This is a genomic window from Clostridium sp. FS41 (genome assembly GCF_000954015.1).
Taxonomy (GTDB): Bacteria; Bacillota; Clostridia; order Lachnospirales; family Lachnospiraceae; genus Enterocloster; species Enterocloster citroniae.
Genome location: NZ_JYHN01000062.1, coordinates 1 through 17985 on the forward strand (window position 1 = coordinate 1; position 17985 = coordinate 17985).

General features: G+C 50.8%; 13 protein-coding genes. 7 read left to right on the forward strand and 6 right to left on the reverse strand.

What is annotated here, in order from left to right; translation table 11 throughout:
• Positions 1 to 248: 248 nt before the first annotated feature.
• Both CLFS41_RS16650 and mreB read right to left on the reverse strand, forming a co-directional pair.
• Positions 249 to 2540 carry an ATP-dependent RecD-like DNA helicase gene (locus CLFS41_RS16650; RefSeq protein WP_045092925.1) on the reverse strand — a complete coding sequence of 764 codons (2292 nt, stop codon included), beginning with the start codon at positions 2538 to 2540 and terminating at the stop codon, positions 249 to 251.
• Between the two features lie 211 nt (positions 2541 to 2751).
• On the reverse strand, positions 2752 to 3783 hold the full coding sequence (gene mreB / locus CLFS41_RS16655) for a rod shape-determining protein MreB (protein WP_347468612.1): 1032 nt from the start codon (positions 3781 to 3783) through the stop codon (positions 2752 to 2754).
• A 760-nt stretch (positions 3784 to 4543) separates the two neighbouring features.
• Between mreB and CLFS41_RS16660 the strand changes: the two genes are divergently transcribed.
• The 7 genes from CLFS41_RS16660 to CLFS41_RS16690 all read left to right on the forward strand — a co-directional run bounded on the left by CLFS41_RS16660 (position 4544) and on the right by CLFS41_RS16690 (position 12981).
• Positions 4544 to 5380 (forward strand): tyrosine-type recombinase/integrase, encoded by an 837-nt coding sequence (locus CLFS41_RS16660; RefSeq protein WP_007869578.1) that lies wholly within the window; start codon positions 4544 to 4546, stop codon positions 5378 to 5380.
• Between the two features lie 18 nt (positions 5381 to 5398).
• Positions 5399 to 6331, forward strand: a complete 933-nt coding sequence (locus tag CLFS41_RS16665) for a tyrosine-type recombinase/integrase (RefSeq protein WP_007869588.1) — start codon at positions 5399 to 5401, stop codon at positions 6329 to 6331.
• Between the two features lie 85 nt (positions 6332 to 6416).
• Entirely contained in the window at positions 6417 to 7658 is a 1242-nt protein-coding gene (locus tag CLFS41_RS16670; protein WP_045092926.1) for a membrane protein, read from the forward strand.
• A gap of 184 nt (positions 7659 to 7842) precedes the next feature.
• Positions 7843 to 9702: an argininosuccinate lyase gene (locus CLFS41_RS16675; RefSeq protein ID WP_045092927.1), complete on the forward strand. Its 1860-nt coding sequence runs from the start codon at positions 7843 to 7845 to the stop codon at positions 9700 to 9702.
• Between the two features lie 147 nt (positions 9703 to 9849).
• Positions 9850 to 10812 carry a choline-binding protein gene (locus CLFS41_RS16680; protein ID WP_045092928.1) on the forward strand — a complete coding sequence of 321 codons (963 nt, stop codon included), beginning with the start codon at positions 9850 to 9852 and terminating at the stop codon, positions 10810 to 10812.
• Positions 10813 to 11153: 341 nt separating this feature from the next.
• Complete coding sequence (locus CLFS41_RS16685) at positions 11154 to 12014, forward strand: tyrosine-type recombinase/integrase (protein ID WP_007869600.1); 861 nt, start codon at positions 11154 to 11156, stop codon at positions 12012 to 12014.
• Positions 12015 to 12057: 43 nt separating this feature from the next.
• Positions 12058 to 12981 (forward strand): tyrosine-type recombinase/integrase, encoded by a 924-nt coding sequence (locus tag CLFS41_RS16690; RefSeq protein ID WP_007869614.1) that lies wholly within the window; start codon positions 12058 to 12060, stop codon positions 12979 to 12981.
• A gap of 88 nt (positions 12982 to 13069) precedes the next feature.
• Here CLFS41_RS16690 and CLFS41_RS16695 read toward each other — a convergent pair whose 3' ends face one another.
• The 4 genes from CLFS41_RS16695 to CLFS41_RS16710 all read right to left on the reverse strand — a co-directional run bounded on the left by CLFS41_RS16695 (position 13070) and on the right by CLFS41_RS16710 (position 17966).
• A complete protein-coding gene (locus tag CLFS41_RS16695) occupies positions 13070 to 14806 on the reverse strand; it encodes a phospho-sugar mutase (RefSeq protein WP_045092929.1) in 1737 nt (578 codons plus the stop codon).
• 115 nt (positions 14807 to 14921) lie between these two features.
• Entirely contained in the window at positions 14922 to 16013 is a 1092-nt protein-coding gene (locus CLFS41_RS16700; RefSeq protein WP_045092930.1) for a spore coat protein CotS, read from the reverse strand.
• 172 nt (positions 16014 to 16185) lie between these two features.
• Positions 16186 to 17475, reverse strand: a complete 1290-nt coding sequence (locus tag CLFS41_RS16705; RefSeq protein WP_045092931.1) for a TRAP transporter large permease — start codon at positions 17473 to 17475, stop codon at positions 16186 to 16188.
• A complete protein-coding gene (locus CLFS41_RS16710; protein WP_242856887.1) occupies positions 17475 to 17966 on the reverse strand; it encodes a TRAP transporter small permease in 492 nt (163 codons plus the stop codon). Before CLFS41_RS16710 ends, CLFS41_RS16705 begins: the two co-directional genes overlap by 1 nt.
• Positions 17967 to 17985 lie beyond the last annotated feature (19 nt).

The window sequence follows — 17985 nt, forward strand, 5'->3', positions numbered from 1 at the left end:
GGACGGGGGAGATGGGGGGTAAATGTGGGTTATGAATGTGGGTTATAAATGTGGGTTATGAATAGGGGATATGAATGGGAGATATGAATGGGGGATATGAATAGGGGATATGAATAGGGGATATGAATGGGGGATATTTACAATACGGCAGGACCGATCCGGAAGAAAGGGGCAGGATGAATCCGGTTGTGGCTATGAGATTCTTCCAGGCACTCCCGGGGGCCCTGGTTAAGACCATGAGATTTTCCTCAACGCTGCTGCGCTCCCAGGTCCCCCTCCTCGTCCTGGTCATAGATTTCCTGTACCCGCGCCTTCAGCCCTGAGTACCGTTTCTGTTCCACGCAATTGGCCGCCATGGTATAGAAGGCATCGGGCTGGCCCACCAGGCAGACGCAGGAGCGTGCCCGGGTTACGGCAGTGTAGATCAGGTTGCGGGTCATGAGCATCCTGGGACCGTTGTACATGGGGATGATCACAGCCGGATACTCGCTTCCCTGGGACTTGTGAATGGTGATCGCATAGGCCAGCTCCAGCTCCTCCAGCTGTTTGAAGCTGTACTCTATCATCTTCCCTTCGTCAAATTCCACGGTGAGAAGTTCGGCGAATTCATTGATCTCCCGGATAATACCCACATCCCCGTTAAAAATGCCGGCGCCTTTGTCCGTGGGGATCCCATATTTGTTGCGGATTTCCCACTCCATCTGGTAGTTGTTCTTGATCTGCATCACCTTGTCGCCTGCCCGGTAAATGATGCCGCCTGCTTCCTTTTCCTTCTTGTTCTTGTCAGGGGGATTCAGGTGGTTTTGAAGGATCTGGTTCAGGCGCTCCACCCCCAGGGCTCCTTTTCTCATGGGCGTCATGACCTGGATGTCAAAGGGCTGGGCATGGACATAGCCCGGCAGCTTCTGCCGGATCAGGGTAATGGCGGCCCCTATAACCGAATCCGGGTTATCCCGCTTGATAAACAGGAAATCATTGCTGCGTTTACCCAGGTCCACGCGCTCTCCGGAATTAATTTTATGGGCATTGACCACAATGTCACTCTGGGCTGCCTGGCGGAAAATGTTAGTCAGCTTTACCACATTAAAGCAGCCGGAATCTATGATGTCCCTGAGCACATTGCCCGGCCCCACACTGGGCAGCTGGTCCACATCGCCTACAAGGATCAGGCGTGTGCCCACATTGACGGCTCTGAGCAGGGAATGCATCAGGCTGATGTCCACCATGGACATCTCATCAATGATGATCACATCTGCGTCCAGGGGATTTTCTTCATTGCGGTCAAAATGCATGCCGGCCATTGTGGTCTTTCCTGAATCCCCGTTCCCTCCCGGCACGCCTGATGGCACCAGCTCCAGCATGCGGTGGATGGTCCTGGCTTCATACCCGGTGGCCTCCGTCATACGCTTGGCCGCGCGGCCTGTGGGCGCTGCCAGAAGTATTTCCATGCCCTCCAGTTCAAAATAGCGGATGATGGTGTTGATAGTGGTGGTCTTACCTGTTCCCGGACCGCCTGTGATGACCAGCAGACCGCTGTTCACGGCCTCATGGACTGCCTTTTCCTGAAGGGAGTCCAGGCTGATGGATTCCTGCTGAAGGGCCTGGACCTTTTTCAGGTTGGCCTTGATCTCATCCTCCGGGGTATCCCCGTGGATGTTCAGGTCGTGAAGCATCCTGGCGGTATTCAGTTCCAGATAATAGTACTGTGAAGAATAAATGACCGGTCCCTGGGCCGTGTTTTTGACCACCACTTTGCGGTCGATCTGCATATCCATGAGATGTTTTCCCATGGCTGAAGGCTCCACCTTCAGGATATCGGATGCCAGGCCAAACAGCTCCTCCTGGGGCAGGTATGTATGGCCATTGGCCGTGGCCTGGAGAAGCGTGTACAGGATACCGGCCTTGATGCGGTAATCGGAATCCGTGAAAATGCCCACCCGTTCCGCTATCTCGTCCGCCATCTTAAACCCAACCCCCGGGATATCATCCGCCAGCCGGTAGGGGTTCTCCTTGATGATGCCGTAAAGGGCGGGGCCGTACTGCTGATATATCTTGGCAGCCAGATTCATGGTAATGCCGTAATTTTGAAGGAACATCATGGCCTGGCGCATGTCCTTTTTGTCCTCCACCTGTTCTGCGATGGCCATGGCCATCTTCTCACTGATCCCTTTTACCTCGGACAACCGCTCCGGTTCTTCCTCCATCACACGGAATGTGTCTGCTTTAAAATGGCGCACGATCCTTGCAGCCAAAGCGGCCCCGATGCCTTTAATGGCACCGGAGCCCAGATAACGCTCCATGGACAGCTCGTCCTGGGGCGTCTTCATTTCATATTTCTCAATCTGCAGCTGTTCGCCGTACACGGCGTGTTCCGTCATGCGGCCGCTGGCCTGGATCATGTCGCCTTCCGACACATATGCCAGATTGCCCACCATGATGACTTCCCCGCCGTCACTCTGGTCCGTCACGCTTAAAACCGTGTAACCGTTGTCTTCGTTGCGGAACTTGATCCGCTCTATAAATCCCGTGATTGTCGCCATATTTCCAACCGAAAGAACCCGGGACTCCCAGCCTGTGCCTGATCATTGCCTTGTGCCAGCTGTGTGCCGCACCTTGGGGAAAGCTTGTCCCAATGGGCAGGCGCAGCGGACTGCGTCAAATCCATTGGGTCAAATATACCGCAACGTGGGACCTGCAGATGGCGGGAAAAGGTGTTCAGACACGCTCTGGAATGGGTCCGGGTTCTGTAATTTAGTAATCTTCTCTGCTGCTTCCGCCCATGGATGCTTCCATGGCCATGTTCATACCGTGGGCAAACTCAATGAACTTGCCGGTTCCGATCGCCACTGCTGTCAGCGGGTCTTCCGCGATCATGGTGGTAATGCCTGTCTTCTCCTCGATCAGGGCATCCAGCCCGCTGAGCAGGGAGCCGCCGCCTGTCATGACAATGCCTCTGTCAAAAATATCTGCTGCCAATTCCGGAGGGGTGCGCTCCAGCACGTTGTGCACCGCATCCACGATCTGAAGGGCCGGCTCGCGCAATGCCTCCAGGGTCTCGTCCGAGGTGACTACAATGGTCTTTGGAAGGCCGGTCACCAGATTACGTCCCCTTACCTCCATGGTAAGAACTTCCGGTCTGCGGTATGCCGCTCCGATATTGATCTTGATCTCCTCGGCTGTACGTTCGCCAATGAGCAGATTGTGCTTTTTCCTCATGTAGCGCACCAGGGCCTCGTCAAAGTCATCACCTGCGATCTTGATGGATGTACTTACCACCGGACCTCCCAGGGAAATGACGGCAATATCAGCAGTTCCGCCTCCGATGTCAACGATCATATTACCGCAGGCCTTGCCAATATCAATACCTGCGCCAATGGCTGCTGCCACCGGCTCCTCGATAATGGCCACTTCACGTGCGCCTGCCTGGTAGGTGGCGTCCTCCACAGCCTTTTTCTCCACCTCGGTGGCGCCGCTGGGGATACATACACTGATCCTGGGCTTGCGCAGGGTCTTCTTACCCACTGCCTTGCTGATGAAATACTTTAACATCTTCTCTGTTATGGTGTAATCTGAAATAACGCCCTGGCGCAGGGGGCGGACCGCAACAATATTGCCGGGGGTTCGTCCGATCATAAGACGCGCTTCCTCGCCGATGGCCATGATCTTGTTGGTATCACGATCAATAGCCACTACGGACGGTTCTTTTAATACAACGCCTTTACCCTTGATATAAACAAGGATGCTGGCTGTTCCTAAGTCAATTCCAATATCATTGGACATCATCGAAAACATATAGATAATTCCTCCTCGCTATCCGCACCCATGCAGGCTTATGGAACCTGTATGGCCGGAACGGCTGCTTCTATTACTCCTAAAATGGGGTTTTTGTGCTGTTCTACTTATAGCATTGCTTCTATTATATACAATATTGTAAAGTTTTCAAAGGGTTTTTTTCTTTTTTATTTTCTTTAGGTTTTTTTTATGCTATAGACATATTTCTGTCACAATTATTGCTTATGATAATAACAAGTTCACCGAGAGGTGGACGAGGCCTTTGTTTCAAGTGATTACTTGAAATCACAAAGCTTTTTCATACTCATACCGGACGAAGCAATTCGTCCGGCCCCCCTATTAATTATACCCGCTTTGGCTTTTTCAAAGCGGTTTTTTATATGCCGGCGCTGCCTGCATCGGACTGTTTTTATTGTTTCCTAATAATTTTTATTGTTTTTTCATGAAACGTCCATACTTTTCTCACATTTACCTGAGATAATAAAACCTGTAAAGCACAAAAAGCTTTTTCATACTCATACCGGGTAAGTAAAATTATCCGGTCCCCCTATAACATTTTCTTTTTTTATATACCTACCATTCCCTCGCATGGCCGCTGACCATGCGAACCAACAAAAAGGGACGTTCACTGTGGAGGACACAGGGAGACGTTCTTTTTTGTTCTCCCTGTGCCCCCACCTCTTACATTTTCCGAAGATATAAATTACTATTAAAACTGGAAAATTTAACCACATAAGAGGAGGTATCAGCAATGACAGCAACACCTAAATTACAGCCAAACCATACCCTGGACCAGTTTCAAAAGTACCTGGTCACAAGGAACAAGTCCCCTAACACGATCTGTGTTTACCGCTATGCAGTGGAACAGTTCTACCATCTCTATCCGCAGCTCACCCCCAGAAACCTGCAGCTCTACAAGGTGTATCTCCTGGAACATTATAAGCCCCAGACCGTCAACCTGCGGATCCGGGCCCTGAACTGTTTTATGGAATACCGGCAGACATCCATCACCCCTGTTTCCATGATCAAGATACAGCAGAAAACCTACCTGGACAAGATCATCAGCCAAGGTGATTATGAATACCTGAAGCGGAAGCTGATGGAAAACGAGGAGTACACCTATTATTTCATTGTGCGGCTCATCACTGCCACCGGGGTCAGGGTCAGTGAACTGATCACATTCCAGATAGAAGACATCCACAGAGGGCACAAGGATATTTACTCTAAAGGAAATAAAATGCGGCGTATCTATATTCCCACTATTCTGAAAGGCGAATTCCAGCAATGGTTTTCGGCTGCCTGCCGCACGGTTGGCCCTCTGTTTCTCAACCGTTTCGGCTCTCCCATCTCTCCCTCCGGCATCAGATCCCAATTCAAGGTTTTCGCCATACGCTACGGCCTGGACCCGGAGGTCATGTATCCCCACAGCTTCCGGCACCGGTTTGCAAAAAATTTCATAGAGAAATGCGGGGACATTTCCCTGCTCTCCGATCTTTTGGGCCACGAGAGCATTGAGACCACCAGGATCTATCTCCGGCGCAGCAGCAGTGAACAGTACCGGATCGTCAACAAGGTTGTGGACTGGTAAGATTGGGGGTGATATGATATGAATTCCATTACAGATAAAAATGTGCATAATCCGGACATGTTCCAGGCAAACTTAGAGTATTTCCGCGACTTTCTCCAAAAGCGCGGTTCCGCTGAAAATACCATTGACTCTTATCTCACATCGGTCCGGCATTATCACTCCCTGTTCTGCGATATCACGGTGGAGCATCTTCAGGAGTATAAGGCCTGGCTGATGGAGCACTATAAACCTTGTACGGTCAACACACGCATATACGGCATCAACCAGTACGTGATCGCACTCCAGGCAGCATTTACCGAGGAGAATATGGGGCCCGCTCATGAGGAGAATCCATTTTTTGTCCTGCCTGAGACCCTTTCCCTTCTGACTCCTTATAAACTTCCGTCAGTAAGGCACCAGCAGAAGCCATTTCTCAACAATGTGATCTCCAAACGTGATTATGAGCGCTTAAAGCGCTGTCTGAAACGGGACAACAATATGTTCTGGTATTTTGTAGTGCGCTTTCTGGGGGCCACGGGAGCCAGGGTCAGCGAGCTGATACAGATCAAAGCCGAGCATGTACAGATCGGATGTATGGACCTGTACTCCAAAGGGGGGAAGGTTCGCCGTATATATTTTCCGGAAAAGCTTTGCGGGGAAATGCTGGCCTGGCTGGCCCTGCGCGGTGTGCAGACCGGCTTTATCTTTACCAACCGGCGGGGCCGCCAGATCACTCCCCGTGGGATCAGCAGCCAGCTTAAGGTGCTGGCAAAACATTACCGGATCCGTCCGGACACGGTGTATCCCCATTCCTTCAGACACAGGTTTGCCAAGAATTTTCTCACAAAGTTCAACGATATCTCATTGCTGGCAGACCTTATGGGACATGAAAGCATTGAGACCACCCGCATTTACCTGACCCGTTCCTCCGATGAGCAGAGAGTGCTGATCGACAAAATTGTTACCTGGTAGATTGGTGAATGGCCACATGCAGATTGCATTTTTCACAGAAACCCAGTATGATTAAAGCATAAAACAGAGCAAAGGATGACCTTATATGTACGAATACGCGTGGTATCAGTGGCTTACTTTTTTCTTTATATATTGTTTTTTCGGGTGGATCTTTGAATCCTCCTATGTGTCGCTGAAAAAGAAACATTTTGTGAACCGCGGGTTCCTGCGGCTTCCCATGCTCCCCCTGTACGGGACCGGGGCTGTTATGATGCTGTGGGTCTCCCTGCCGGTGAAGGACAACCTGTTCCTTGTGTACCTCTCCGGCGTGGTGGCTGCCACGATCCTGGAATATGTTACTGGCTGGGGAATGGAAAAGCTGTTTAAGATGAAATACTGGGATTACAGCAACCAGCGTCTGAACCTTAAGGGATATATCTGCCTCAGTTCCTCCATTGCCTGGGGTTTTCTCACCATTTTCCTCACCGAGGTGATCCACCGTCCCATTGAGCGGTATGTGCTGGGTCTGCCTTTGATGGTGAATATTGTCTGTGTTGTTGTGGTATCCCTGCTGTTTGCAGCCGATGCAGCCGAGTCGGTCAAGGCTGCCCTGGACCTGGCCAAGGTGCTGGATGCCATGACCAATATGCGGGCGGAGCTGGATGATATCCAGGTGCAGATGGCGCTGCTGAAGGCTGAGACGGCCCAAAAGGTGGAGGAAGTAAAGGAAGAGGCTTCCCAGAAGTTTGTAATGGTCAGATCAGAAGCAGCCCTGCGTGCAGCGTCCCTGAAGGAAGATGCGGCAGAGCGCCTGGGTGACATGATGGAAAACACCATGGAACGCATGGGCGAATTTGTGGAGGATACGGCTGAGAAGGTGGGCGGACTGGTTGGCGGGACCGCAGACAAGGTGTCCGGGACCGCAAGGAAGCTGTCTGAGTTCACCGAGGATGCGGCTGCCAGGGTGAGCGCCACTTTGAGCCAGCGTGACGGGACCAGGGCCGGGGAAATTGGATCCGGAGAAATCGTGGCTGGGGAGACCGGGGCCAGAGCCGGGAAAACCGCATCCGGGGAGACCGGAACCAAGCATGGATCTGTCGAAGTACCGGCCGGACACAGGGATCTCACCGGTGAACTTAGGGCAGCGGTCAGGGAACGCAGGGAAAAGCTGGCTGCTCTGTCCGGGAGGCTCAGCGTGCTCACGGAAAAGAGGCACCGCATATCCAGCCCCATGGGATTTTACAGGCGGAGCCTTTTAAAGGGCAATCCTTCCGCATCCTCCTCCAGGTTTGGGGAGGCCTTAAAGGAGCTGAGGGAGATCGCGGACAGAAAGAAAGAGGAACAATAAAAAGGAATATGATGCAATGGGCAGAACTGTTTGGCGGTTCTGCCCTTTTTTTGTCTTCATCTCATTTAGGAATGGAGGGGGCGTGACTATCTATACTTTTCCTTATCCGAAGTATAATCAACTCGTAATGCAATAAAGGAATTTCAAAAAGTATTTCAAAAAGAAAAAGGAGAGTGCATTAATTATGAGAAAGCAGACAAAATTAGTTGCTGTATTATCAACAGCAGCACTGCTCGCTATTGGTGCATCCATGACTTCTTTTGCAGCTACAGGATGGGCTGAGGAAGATGGTACTTGGGTATACTACAACAGAGACGGCGAGCGCGCAACCGATCAGTGGAAGAAATCCGGGAACAACTGGTATTACCTGGACAGCGATGGCGAGATGGCCATTGATACCCTGATTGAGGATGGCGATAACTACTACTATGTGGACATCAACGGTGTGATGGCTGCAAACCAGTGGGTTGCCATTGAGAACGAGGACGCAGGTGAGGATGACGAGCCGGAGCATTACTGGTACTACTTCCAGGCAAACGGCAAGGCCTTAACCAATGGCGACAATGACAAGGTTTCCTTAAAGACCATCAACGGTAAGAAATATGCGTTTGACGAAGATGGCAAGATGCTCTTTGGATGGGTTGATGATGACAGCGCAGAGCGCGTTGACGACTCAGACGGGGACGGCTTCAAGGAAGGCGTTTATTACTTCGGCGGCGAGGATGACGGTGCAATGACAGTTGGCTGGATCCAGCTGGATATCACCTATGATGAAGCAACCGAGGACGATTACAAATATACTGCTGCTGCATTTAATGATGACGAGGATCAGAGCCGCTGGTTCTACTTCAAATCCAACGGTAAGAAAGTATATGCAGAAAACGGAGACCGCACAAAAGACAAGACCATCAACGGCAGAAAGTACGCATTTGACGAGTATGGCGCAATGGTTGCAGAGTGGTCCCTGGATGAGGATGACCTTAAGAAAGAAAGCAATTACAGTGCAGGCACTACTGCTTCCGGTTCCGTGGTACAAAAAGGCACCAGCGGCGCAGGCGGCGTAGGAACACAGTCTTACGCAATTGGCGGTACGGACGGCAATGGAGACGGCATCCTTACCGGCAGCGGAAAAGACTCCCATTATACACAGGCATGGAAATACTTCAGCAGTGTGGATGACGGTGCCCGCGTAAGCAAGGGATGGTTCAAGGTAGTATCCGCTGAATATCTCAACGATGAAAAATATGATGATGATGAAGAGGCATGGTACTATGCAGACGGCAGCGGCAACCTGTATGCCGGTGAGTTCAAGACCATCAAGGGCAAAAAGTATGCATTCAGGAATGATGGACGTATGATCAACGGCCTGAAGTTCATCTATGAGGATAAGGATAACCAGAACCTGATCGTAAAAGCGGATGATGATGATTACTATCCATTTGACGATGAGGATAACTTCCTTGACAATGCAGCTGATTACTATGAGACCAACGGCTTCAAGTGCTACTACTTCGGCGGCGGCGATGACGGCTCCATGAGAACCGGCAAGACCACTGTTTCTGTTGACGGCGAGAACCACAACTTCTACTTTGAGAAGTCCGGCGGAAACAAGGGCGCTGGCGTAACAGGCGAGAAGGACGATAAGCTGTACCAGTCCGGTATGCTTCTGAGAGCAGACTCCGATGACAAGTACGTTGTAGTTAAAAAGACAACCACTACAGATTCCACCACAAATAAGAAGACTGTAACTTACAAGAAGCTGGATGACGCTGCTGACTTTATTGATGATGCAGGACTGGTAGACGCAATCGGCGACAAGACTGAAAACGAGTCTATTGATATCGGTCATGTTTCCAAGAAAGCCAAGGATCTGAAGGAAGCTTATGTACTCAGTACCGATGCGGCTGAGGAGGGTGTTGAGTACATCCTGGTTAATACTTCCGGTAAGGTAATTGACAGCAACAGCAAGAACAAGGATGGAAACGACTACTACTATGTAGTTAAGAAGGGCGGAACCATCGAAGGCGTTTATGTTGAGGACTAATTCCTGATATTGCCTTAAACCGCACTGACATGATTTAAGGGGGAGGCGTTATGGCTGATATAGCAATATGTTGGTCATAACGCCTTTTTGGCGTCAGCTGATAAATACTCTTCCTTTTGCGGAGAACAGAAATGACAGGAGGTCCATATGTTAAAGAAAAATTTGTTAGGGCTGGGTATGGCATTGATCCTGGCCATGTCATCTGCTGCATCTGTATATGCAGACCAGACTGATGCCGCCGCCACGGCCATGGAAAACTGCGGCGCCTATCTTTTTGAGTGGAGACCCATTGACTGCGGAAACGGTTATTATTTTGCGATCCTGGTGGGCGGGAATACCATTCAGGAAAGTGATGTGATCCTGAACAGGGGTTATGATTACGCGTATACCTTTGATTATACGGCGGGGAGGCCCTGGGGCCAGGCGCCGGACCTTGTAAATGCAAACGGAGTCTGGGCAATTCCGGAAAACCAGCCCTCCCTCCCGGAAGGCACACAACCTGCCCTGCGCATCACACTGGTGACAAACAATAAGGTCCTGCCCTCCAGGGAACGCTACATTGATGTGGTCAGTCTGCCGGGAGGAGTTAATCCCGGCGATCTTCCCCCGGAAGTGCGGAAATACCTGATCAATGTGGACGGGTCCGATGCCGGGGCCTATGTGGGGACCGTCACCCCCGGATGGCAGCAGGATGAGGACGGCAAATACCGTTACCTGAAGCCGGACGGCACCTATGTAAGCAATGGATGGCTGAAAGTCAGCGACCAGCAGTATTATATGGATGAAAATGGCATCATGCTGGCCGACACCATTACGCCGGACGGATATTATGTCAATTCCAGCGGTGAAAAAACCAGCTATCACCCGGGGTGGGTCCAGGATGATAAGGGATGGCGGTATGTTGGAAAGAACGGATACTATGCTGCATCCACCTGGGTCCAGGATACGGATGGGAAATGGTACTATTTTAACATCGCCGCCTATATGGAAACAGACAGCATAACGCCTGACGGCTACTATGTGGATGCAAGCGGTGTCTGGGACGGCAATCCATCCGCCAAGACGGAGCAGGATAACAAGAGCCTGGGACCGGGCGTTGTCAATCAATGACATATTGCACCCATTTTCACATCCGATGGACATCCGATGCTTCTTGGACGGCATGACCGGTCAAGAAGATACGCCGTCCTGAACAGTTACAACATATTATGATAAGTGGTATGGGGGTATTTTTATACCCCTTCACATACCACTTATATTTTTACCTGCAGGGTGACAGTTTTCCTCATATTGTCTATTTTTCCCAGCACTGTCCCGCCAGGGGGGCGAGTATCCTGGAATTTTTTTATGGAAATTTGGCAAATTGGACAGGTTTTTAACAACTGTACATTTATTTTGTTAAATATTTATGCTACTATATTCGATAAATTACAGAAGGGTCGTGTATCAGCATGCAAACGTCAGAAACCTCCGCCCATGCAGCCGCTGAAAACCAGGAGCTGAGCAAAGCCTTAGACGCATTCCAGGACTATCTGCTGCGGCAAAATATGGCTTCCAATACCATAACCGCATATGTATATGGGGTGAAACATTTTTACTCCTGTTATGACCGGTTGTCACCGGACAACATCAGCCTTTATAAGGTCTCCCTCATGGATCATTACCAACCGCAGACCGTCAACATACGCATCCGGGCATTGAATTGTTTCCTGAAATTCCTGGGGATCAGGGATTATAAGATCCGTGCCGTCCGCGTCCAGCAAAAAAGCTATCTGGACCATGTCATCAGCCAGGCTGATTATGAATACTTAAAGCGCAGGCTTTGGGAAGATGAACAGTACACATTTTACTTTATTGTCAGATTCATCACCGCCACCGGTGTCCGGGTCAGCGAACTGGTGATGTTCCAGGTAGCGGACGTGCACAGGGGATACAAGGATCTTTATTCAAAGGGAAATAAAATGAGGCGCATCTATATCCCATCTTCCCTGCAAAAGGACGCCATGGACTGGCTTAAGGCAGAGGGCAGACGCACCGGGCCCCTGTTTCTGAGCCACCTGGGAAGCTGTATATCCATCTCGGGCATACGGGCGCAGTTAAAGACCTATGCCTGCCGGTATAATTTGGACCCCAAGGTAGTTTACCCACACTCGTTCCGCCACCGCTTTGCAAAGAACTTTATTGAAAATGGCGGTGATATTGCTTTTCTCTCCAATTTACTGGGGCATGACAGCATTGAGACCACCCGCATTTACCTGAGAAGAACCAGCACCGAACAGGCGCAGATTTTTAATCAGGTGGTGAATTGGTGATCCGTAAGCCATCAGTCACTTGTTATAAAAGGTTGTGATTTTTATGTGCGCATCAAGACAGATGCCTGAAGAAGCAGAATTAAATTTTATCCATTATCTGAAAAGGCGGGACGCCTCCCCTAATACCATTAAAAGCTGTCTGGCCTCATGCCGGCTCTACTACTCCCTGTTTGATGAACTGAATACGACCAATCTGATGCTGTATAAGGATTATCTGGTGCAGCACTATACGGCTGCCACGGTCAACAACCGGATCTATGGGATCAACAGGTACCTGGACTGCATTGGAATGGCTTTGGACAACAAAGGGCCGGATTCCGATGGCAGCAGGGCTGCTTCGGACAACACTGGATTTCCCTCGGACTGCCATAGGGACAGCCGTGACGCCTTCCGTCTCCCTGTGGTGCAGACGCAGCAGGTTTCTTTTTTGGACCGCGTGATCTCCCAGGAAGATTATATGAGATTCAAAGATTCCCTGAAATCCGATGGCAACATGTACTGGTATTTTGTGGTCCGGTTCCTGGCCTGCACCGGAGCCAGGGTCAGTGAATTGATACAAATCAAGGCGGAACACCTGGAGATGGGGTATATGGACCTATGCTCAAAAGGCGGAAAGGTGCGCAGGATCTACTTTCCCGATGCCCTCTGCCAGGAAGCCCTGGACTGGGTCCATGAAAAAGGCGTTGTATCCGGCTTTCTCTTTACCAACTCCCACGGGGATCCCATCACCCCAAGAGGCATCAGCAGCCAGTTAAAGGTGCTGGCCCGCCGCTACGGCATACCTGAGGATACCGTGTATCCCCACGCCTTCCGGCACCGGTTTGCCAAAAATTTTCTTGCAAATTTTAATGACATCTCATTGCTGGCAGATCTGATGGGACATGACAGCATTGAAACCACGCGCATTTACCTTAACAAATCCACGGATGAACAGAGAGAGCTGATTGATAAAATCGTCACCTGGTAAACGCTCATGCACGGGGCGCCCTGCGCCAAAAAGGGATGCCGGACAGCTTACGCCGCCGGGCATCCCCTATAATATTCATGATATTCACTTACATCATCTGATCCACCATGGCCATCACGGCTGCTCCCAGGGCCTCTGCCTTTGCCTCCGCATCCTCCATGGAGCTTCCCTTGATCCCGTAGTAGAACTTGATCTTGGGCTCTGTTCCTGAAGGCCTTACGCAGATCCAGGCGCCGTCATTCAGGTCATAATACAGTACATTGGAGGACGGAAGTCCGGTGGGCTTCACTTCTCCGGTAGTCATGTCCTTGACGGTGTCTAACTTGTAATCCCTTGCTGAGATAACCTTGTAGCTTCCCACCGCTTCCGGCGTATTGGCCCGCAGTGTCTCCATAATGGACTGGATTTTGGCCAGTCCTTCAATGCCGGACAGGCCGATGGACTTGACCGCATCCTTATAGTAGCCGTACTTATCGTACATAGCCACCATGGCATCCCACAGGGTCATGCCTTTCTGCTTGTAGTAGGCTGCTGCCTCACACAGCGCTGCCGTGGCCGAGATCGCGTCCTTGTCCCTGGCATAGGTGCCGATGAGACAGCCATAGCTCTCTTCCATTCCAAAGAGATAGGTTCCCTGGCCTGTCTTCTCGTTCTTAAGCACCTGCTGTCCAATCCACTTAAAGCCCGTGAGCACCTCAATGAGCCGGCATCCGTATTCCTTTGCAACCGCATCGATCAGGTTGGTGGAAACTATGGACTTGATCACCTGGCCATCGGCTGGTATCTTACCTGCCGCCTGCTTCTGGCTGAGCACATACTCGCATAGCAGGGAACCGGACATGTTGCCTGTGAGAGGAATATAATTGCCGGAACGGGCATCCTTTACATATACGCCCAGACGGTCGGCATCCGGATCTGTTGCCAGAACCAGGTCCGCATCCTTTTCCCTGGCCAGCTTAAGGCCCAGGGCAAATGCTTCCTCGGCTTCCGGGTTGGGATAACTTACAGTTGGGAAATCACCGTCCGGCAGTTCCTGCTCAGGCACCACATAGACATGGGTAAAGCCGATCTCCTCCATCACTCTTCTGGCCGGGATATTACCGGTTCCGTGGAGAGGTGTATACACAATGGTGATCTGGTCCTGCATCTCGTCAATGGCCTTCTGGTTCACAACCTGGGCCTTTACCTGGGCAATATACTTGTCATCAATCTCCTTGCCGATCACCTGGTACTTGCCCGCTGCCGCTGCGGATGCCTCGTCCGTGGTCTTTACCGTGGACAGATCCTCAATGGCCAGCACCTCATCAGTAACGCCCTTGTCATGAGGCGGTGTAAACTGGGCGCCGTCCTCCCAATATACCTTATAGCCGTTGTATTCAGGCGGGTTGTGGCTGGCTGTGATGTTGATGCCGGCAATACAGCCCAGCTCCCGGACTGCAAAGGACAGCTCCGGCGTGGGGCGCAGCGACTCAAACTTGTATGCCTTAATACCGTTGGCTGCCAGGGTCATGGCCGCCTCCATGGCAAACTCCGGTGACATGTGGCGGGAATCATAGGCAATGGCAACACCCTTGTCTGCGCCGCCCTGTTTGATAATATAGTTGGCAAGGCCCTGGGTTGCACGCCTTACCACATAAATATTCATACGGTTAATGCCTGCACCGATTACGCCGCGCAGTCCGGCTGTACCGAACTCCAGATCCATATAGAAACGCTCTTTAATCTCATTCTCATCGCCCTCAATGGCGCGGAGCTCTTCTTTTGTGGCCTCATCAAAATAGGGGTTTGATAACCATTCCTGGTATATCTTCATGTAATCTTTCATAAATATACTCCCTCCTGAATGCAGTATTAGGCATAATCTGCCTGCATATTATGCTTAAGATTATACTATATCAGGCAAAAAAAAGGAAGTACAAGCCTTGATTAATTTACACTAATCAAACCCCGCAGTCAGCCTGAAGGCGTTTCAGAAAGTGATTCCTCTGCTGCTGCTGTTCCTCCAGACCATGGAGTTTATCAATGTTCCGGCCCGGTATCCATGCCTTATTGGCATTGTAATAAAAGTTCAGCTGTTTCCAGTATTTCTCAGGATACAGGAACAGATAATACAGGCAGGTCAATTCCTGACGGTCCATGGGCAGGATCCGCTCATAGGAGTCCAGCATGGATAATCCCAGGTCCACATTCCATCCGTGCTTCTCCATGACTTTACGCATGAACCGGTATAGGTCTGAGACCTGGATCCCCAGGTGCATACGGTTATACTCGATAATAGCCGTATAGTTTGGCCCCATGAGCACATGATGCTGGTCCAGGTCACCGTGGCACAGGAATGTGGGTTTTTCCCCTGTGCGGTCCGAAGGTGCGGCAGGCTGCACCGCCCCCTTTAGTCCCCTGGGGTTCTTTATCTCCGCTGCCTCCAGGGCATCATACTCGGAATCCACTGCATTCCCTGTCCACAAGCTTTTGATCCCCTGCACCGCCTCCAGGGCCTGCTCATAAAACATGTTGTAATTTCCAATGACGCAGAGCTCGAATTCGGATTTTTTCCGTTTGCCGCGTATATAGTTGCGTGTCCGCTGCATTTCCCTGTTATGACGCTCCAGTTCTTCCTCCAGGGATTCGGACAGGATGGAGCCCATGCTCCACTCCTCCTTAAATTCCACGGTTCTCAGCTGACCGTGCAGCATGGCAAGGCGCGACAAGGCCTGACGGATTTCAAAGCCGTCTTTTATGTTGCATTCCCTGTCCATAAACCAATCCTTTAGTATGTAGCGCGTTCCGTCTCCTGTCATTGTCAGGAGGCTTCCCTCTTTATTCCTGATGTACCGGTCAGCCCTAAGGCTTCCCCTGGTATCCAATATTCCCAGAACCTCGTCCTCGAATTCCAGGCGTTTAACCGTTCCACGGTATTCTTTTAAAAGCCTGCAGCCGTTCCTGGTCTCACAGATCCATGAACCGCGGCCCTTTCTCACTGATATTACATCCATCTCATACTGCTCTAAGGCTTCCACGTACTTCTCGTTCATTTTCCAACCCCTCCACACTCTATCCCATCACATTTAGTCGAAACGGGAAGCTGCCGTTTCAGCTACTTCTAGGGTATGTAAAGAATTGGATGTTTATGACAGATGAGGGCAAAGAAAACTGCCACGCAAAGCATGGCAGCCACCTTATAAAACCATTCAATTTGCCCATTGATCACATGGACGGCCCATATACCAGATTCGGAAGAAAGAGGATCAGGTCAGGCAGGAAAATGCAGATCAAAAGGGTTCCAAGGATTGCCACAAACAGGGGCCAGGAGTACTTTGTAGTCTCCTCCACCGGGCAGTCCATAATAGAGGAACAGGTGTACAGAGCCACGCCCACGGGAGGCGTGGAACAGCCCATGGTTACCGTGGTCATCATGATAATTCCAAACTGTACCGGATCAATGCCGTACTGTCTGATGACCGGCAGAAGGATGGGGGTGACGATCAGGGTAATGACCGTTGTCTCCATAAACATGCCGCACACGATCAGCATAACAATGATCAGAAACAACATGATGGTTGGATTGCTGGTCATGCCTACCAGGAAGGAGGCAACATCCTTTGGCAGCTGGTCATACACCACCCCGTAGCTGAAGATCCCGGAAAATGCCAGGACCATGGTAATAACAGAAATATCTTTTACGCTGTCGATCAGGCATTCCTTAAATTTCTCCCAGGTCAGCTCCCTGTACACAAATACCCCCACTACCAGGGCATAAAATACGGCAAATGCCCCTGATTCCGATGGCGTCATCACTCCGCCCCTGATTAAGACAATCAGGATGACCGGGAAGAGCAGTGCCCAGATACTTTCAATGCAGGCTTTTCCAATCTCCCTGAGGGAGGAGGGTTTTTCATGGTCCGGCTTATAGCCGAAATGGCGGGCTGACCAGGATGTGGCTATCATCATAAAAATACACATGATAAAGCCCGGTACAAAGCCTGCGATAAACAGACGCCCAATGGATACCTCCCCCACTGTGCCGTAGAGGATCAGGCCCATGGACGGGGGGATGGTGGCCACGATCAGTCCGGACAGGCAGTTGATGGCCGCTGACCAGCCCGGGGCATAGCCGCGCTTTGTCATCTCCGGCCCCAGGATACGGCACTCCATGGCCGCATCCGCCACAGCCGATCCCGACACGCCGCCCATAAGAGTGGACAGGACCACGGATACCTGGCCGATGGAGCCATACATGTGTCCTGTCAGAACATTGGCCAGCTTCACCAGCCTGGAGGTAATGCCCGTGTTGTTCATCAGGTTTCCGGCAAATATGAACAGTGGGATCGCCAGCATGGTAAAGGACTGGGTGGTGGACAGAGATTTCTGGACCAGGATGGTCCACGGTATCTCCGGCCTCATGAGGAAAAATATAAATCCTGATATTCCAATTGCAAATGCAACCGGCATGCCTAAAAACAAAAAAATCATAAATATTCCAATTGCATTTAACATTATGCCCTCCGCCCCCAATCCTTTGCAGGTTTTCTGATATCCCTTACAAGCATGCCCGCTACCGTTGTAAACAGAAGGAGCGCGCCCACAGGAACAGCCAAAGTGCACCATGCATAACTGAGTTTCAATGTGTTGAACATACGGCTCCAACTCTGGGATACAAGCAAAAACCCATACACGATCAAAATAAACAGGAACAGCAACATCATCATATCAAATACGATCCCAAGGAGCTTTTGCACCACCTTTGGCAGCTGATTGGTCAACATATCAATATTAATGAGCCGTCCGGATTTGGCCACCACGTCCGCGCCCAAAAAGGTCAGCCATGCAAAGGCCAGCAGCGCAATGTCCTGGGCCCAGTTAATAGGCATGCCTATGGTTCTGGCCACAGCCGAACCAAACACCAGAACCGAAATCAGGCAAAGCAGGCCGGCGGCCAGAATCTCTTCGATTTTGAGGGTAATATCTGATATTTTTTTCATTGCCATCCAAACCTTTCTGCAATCT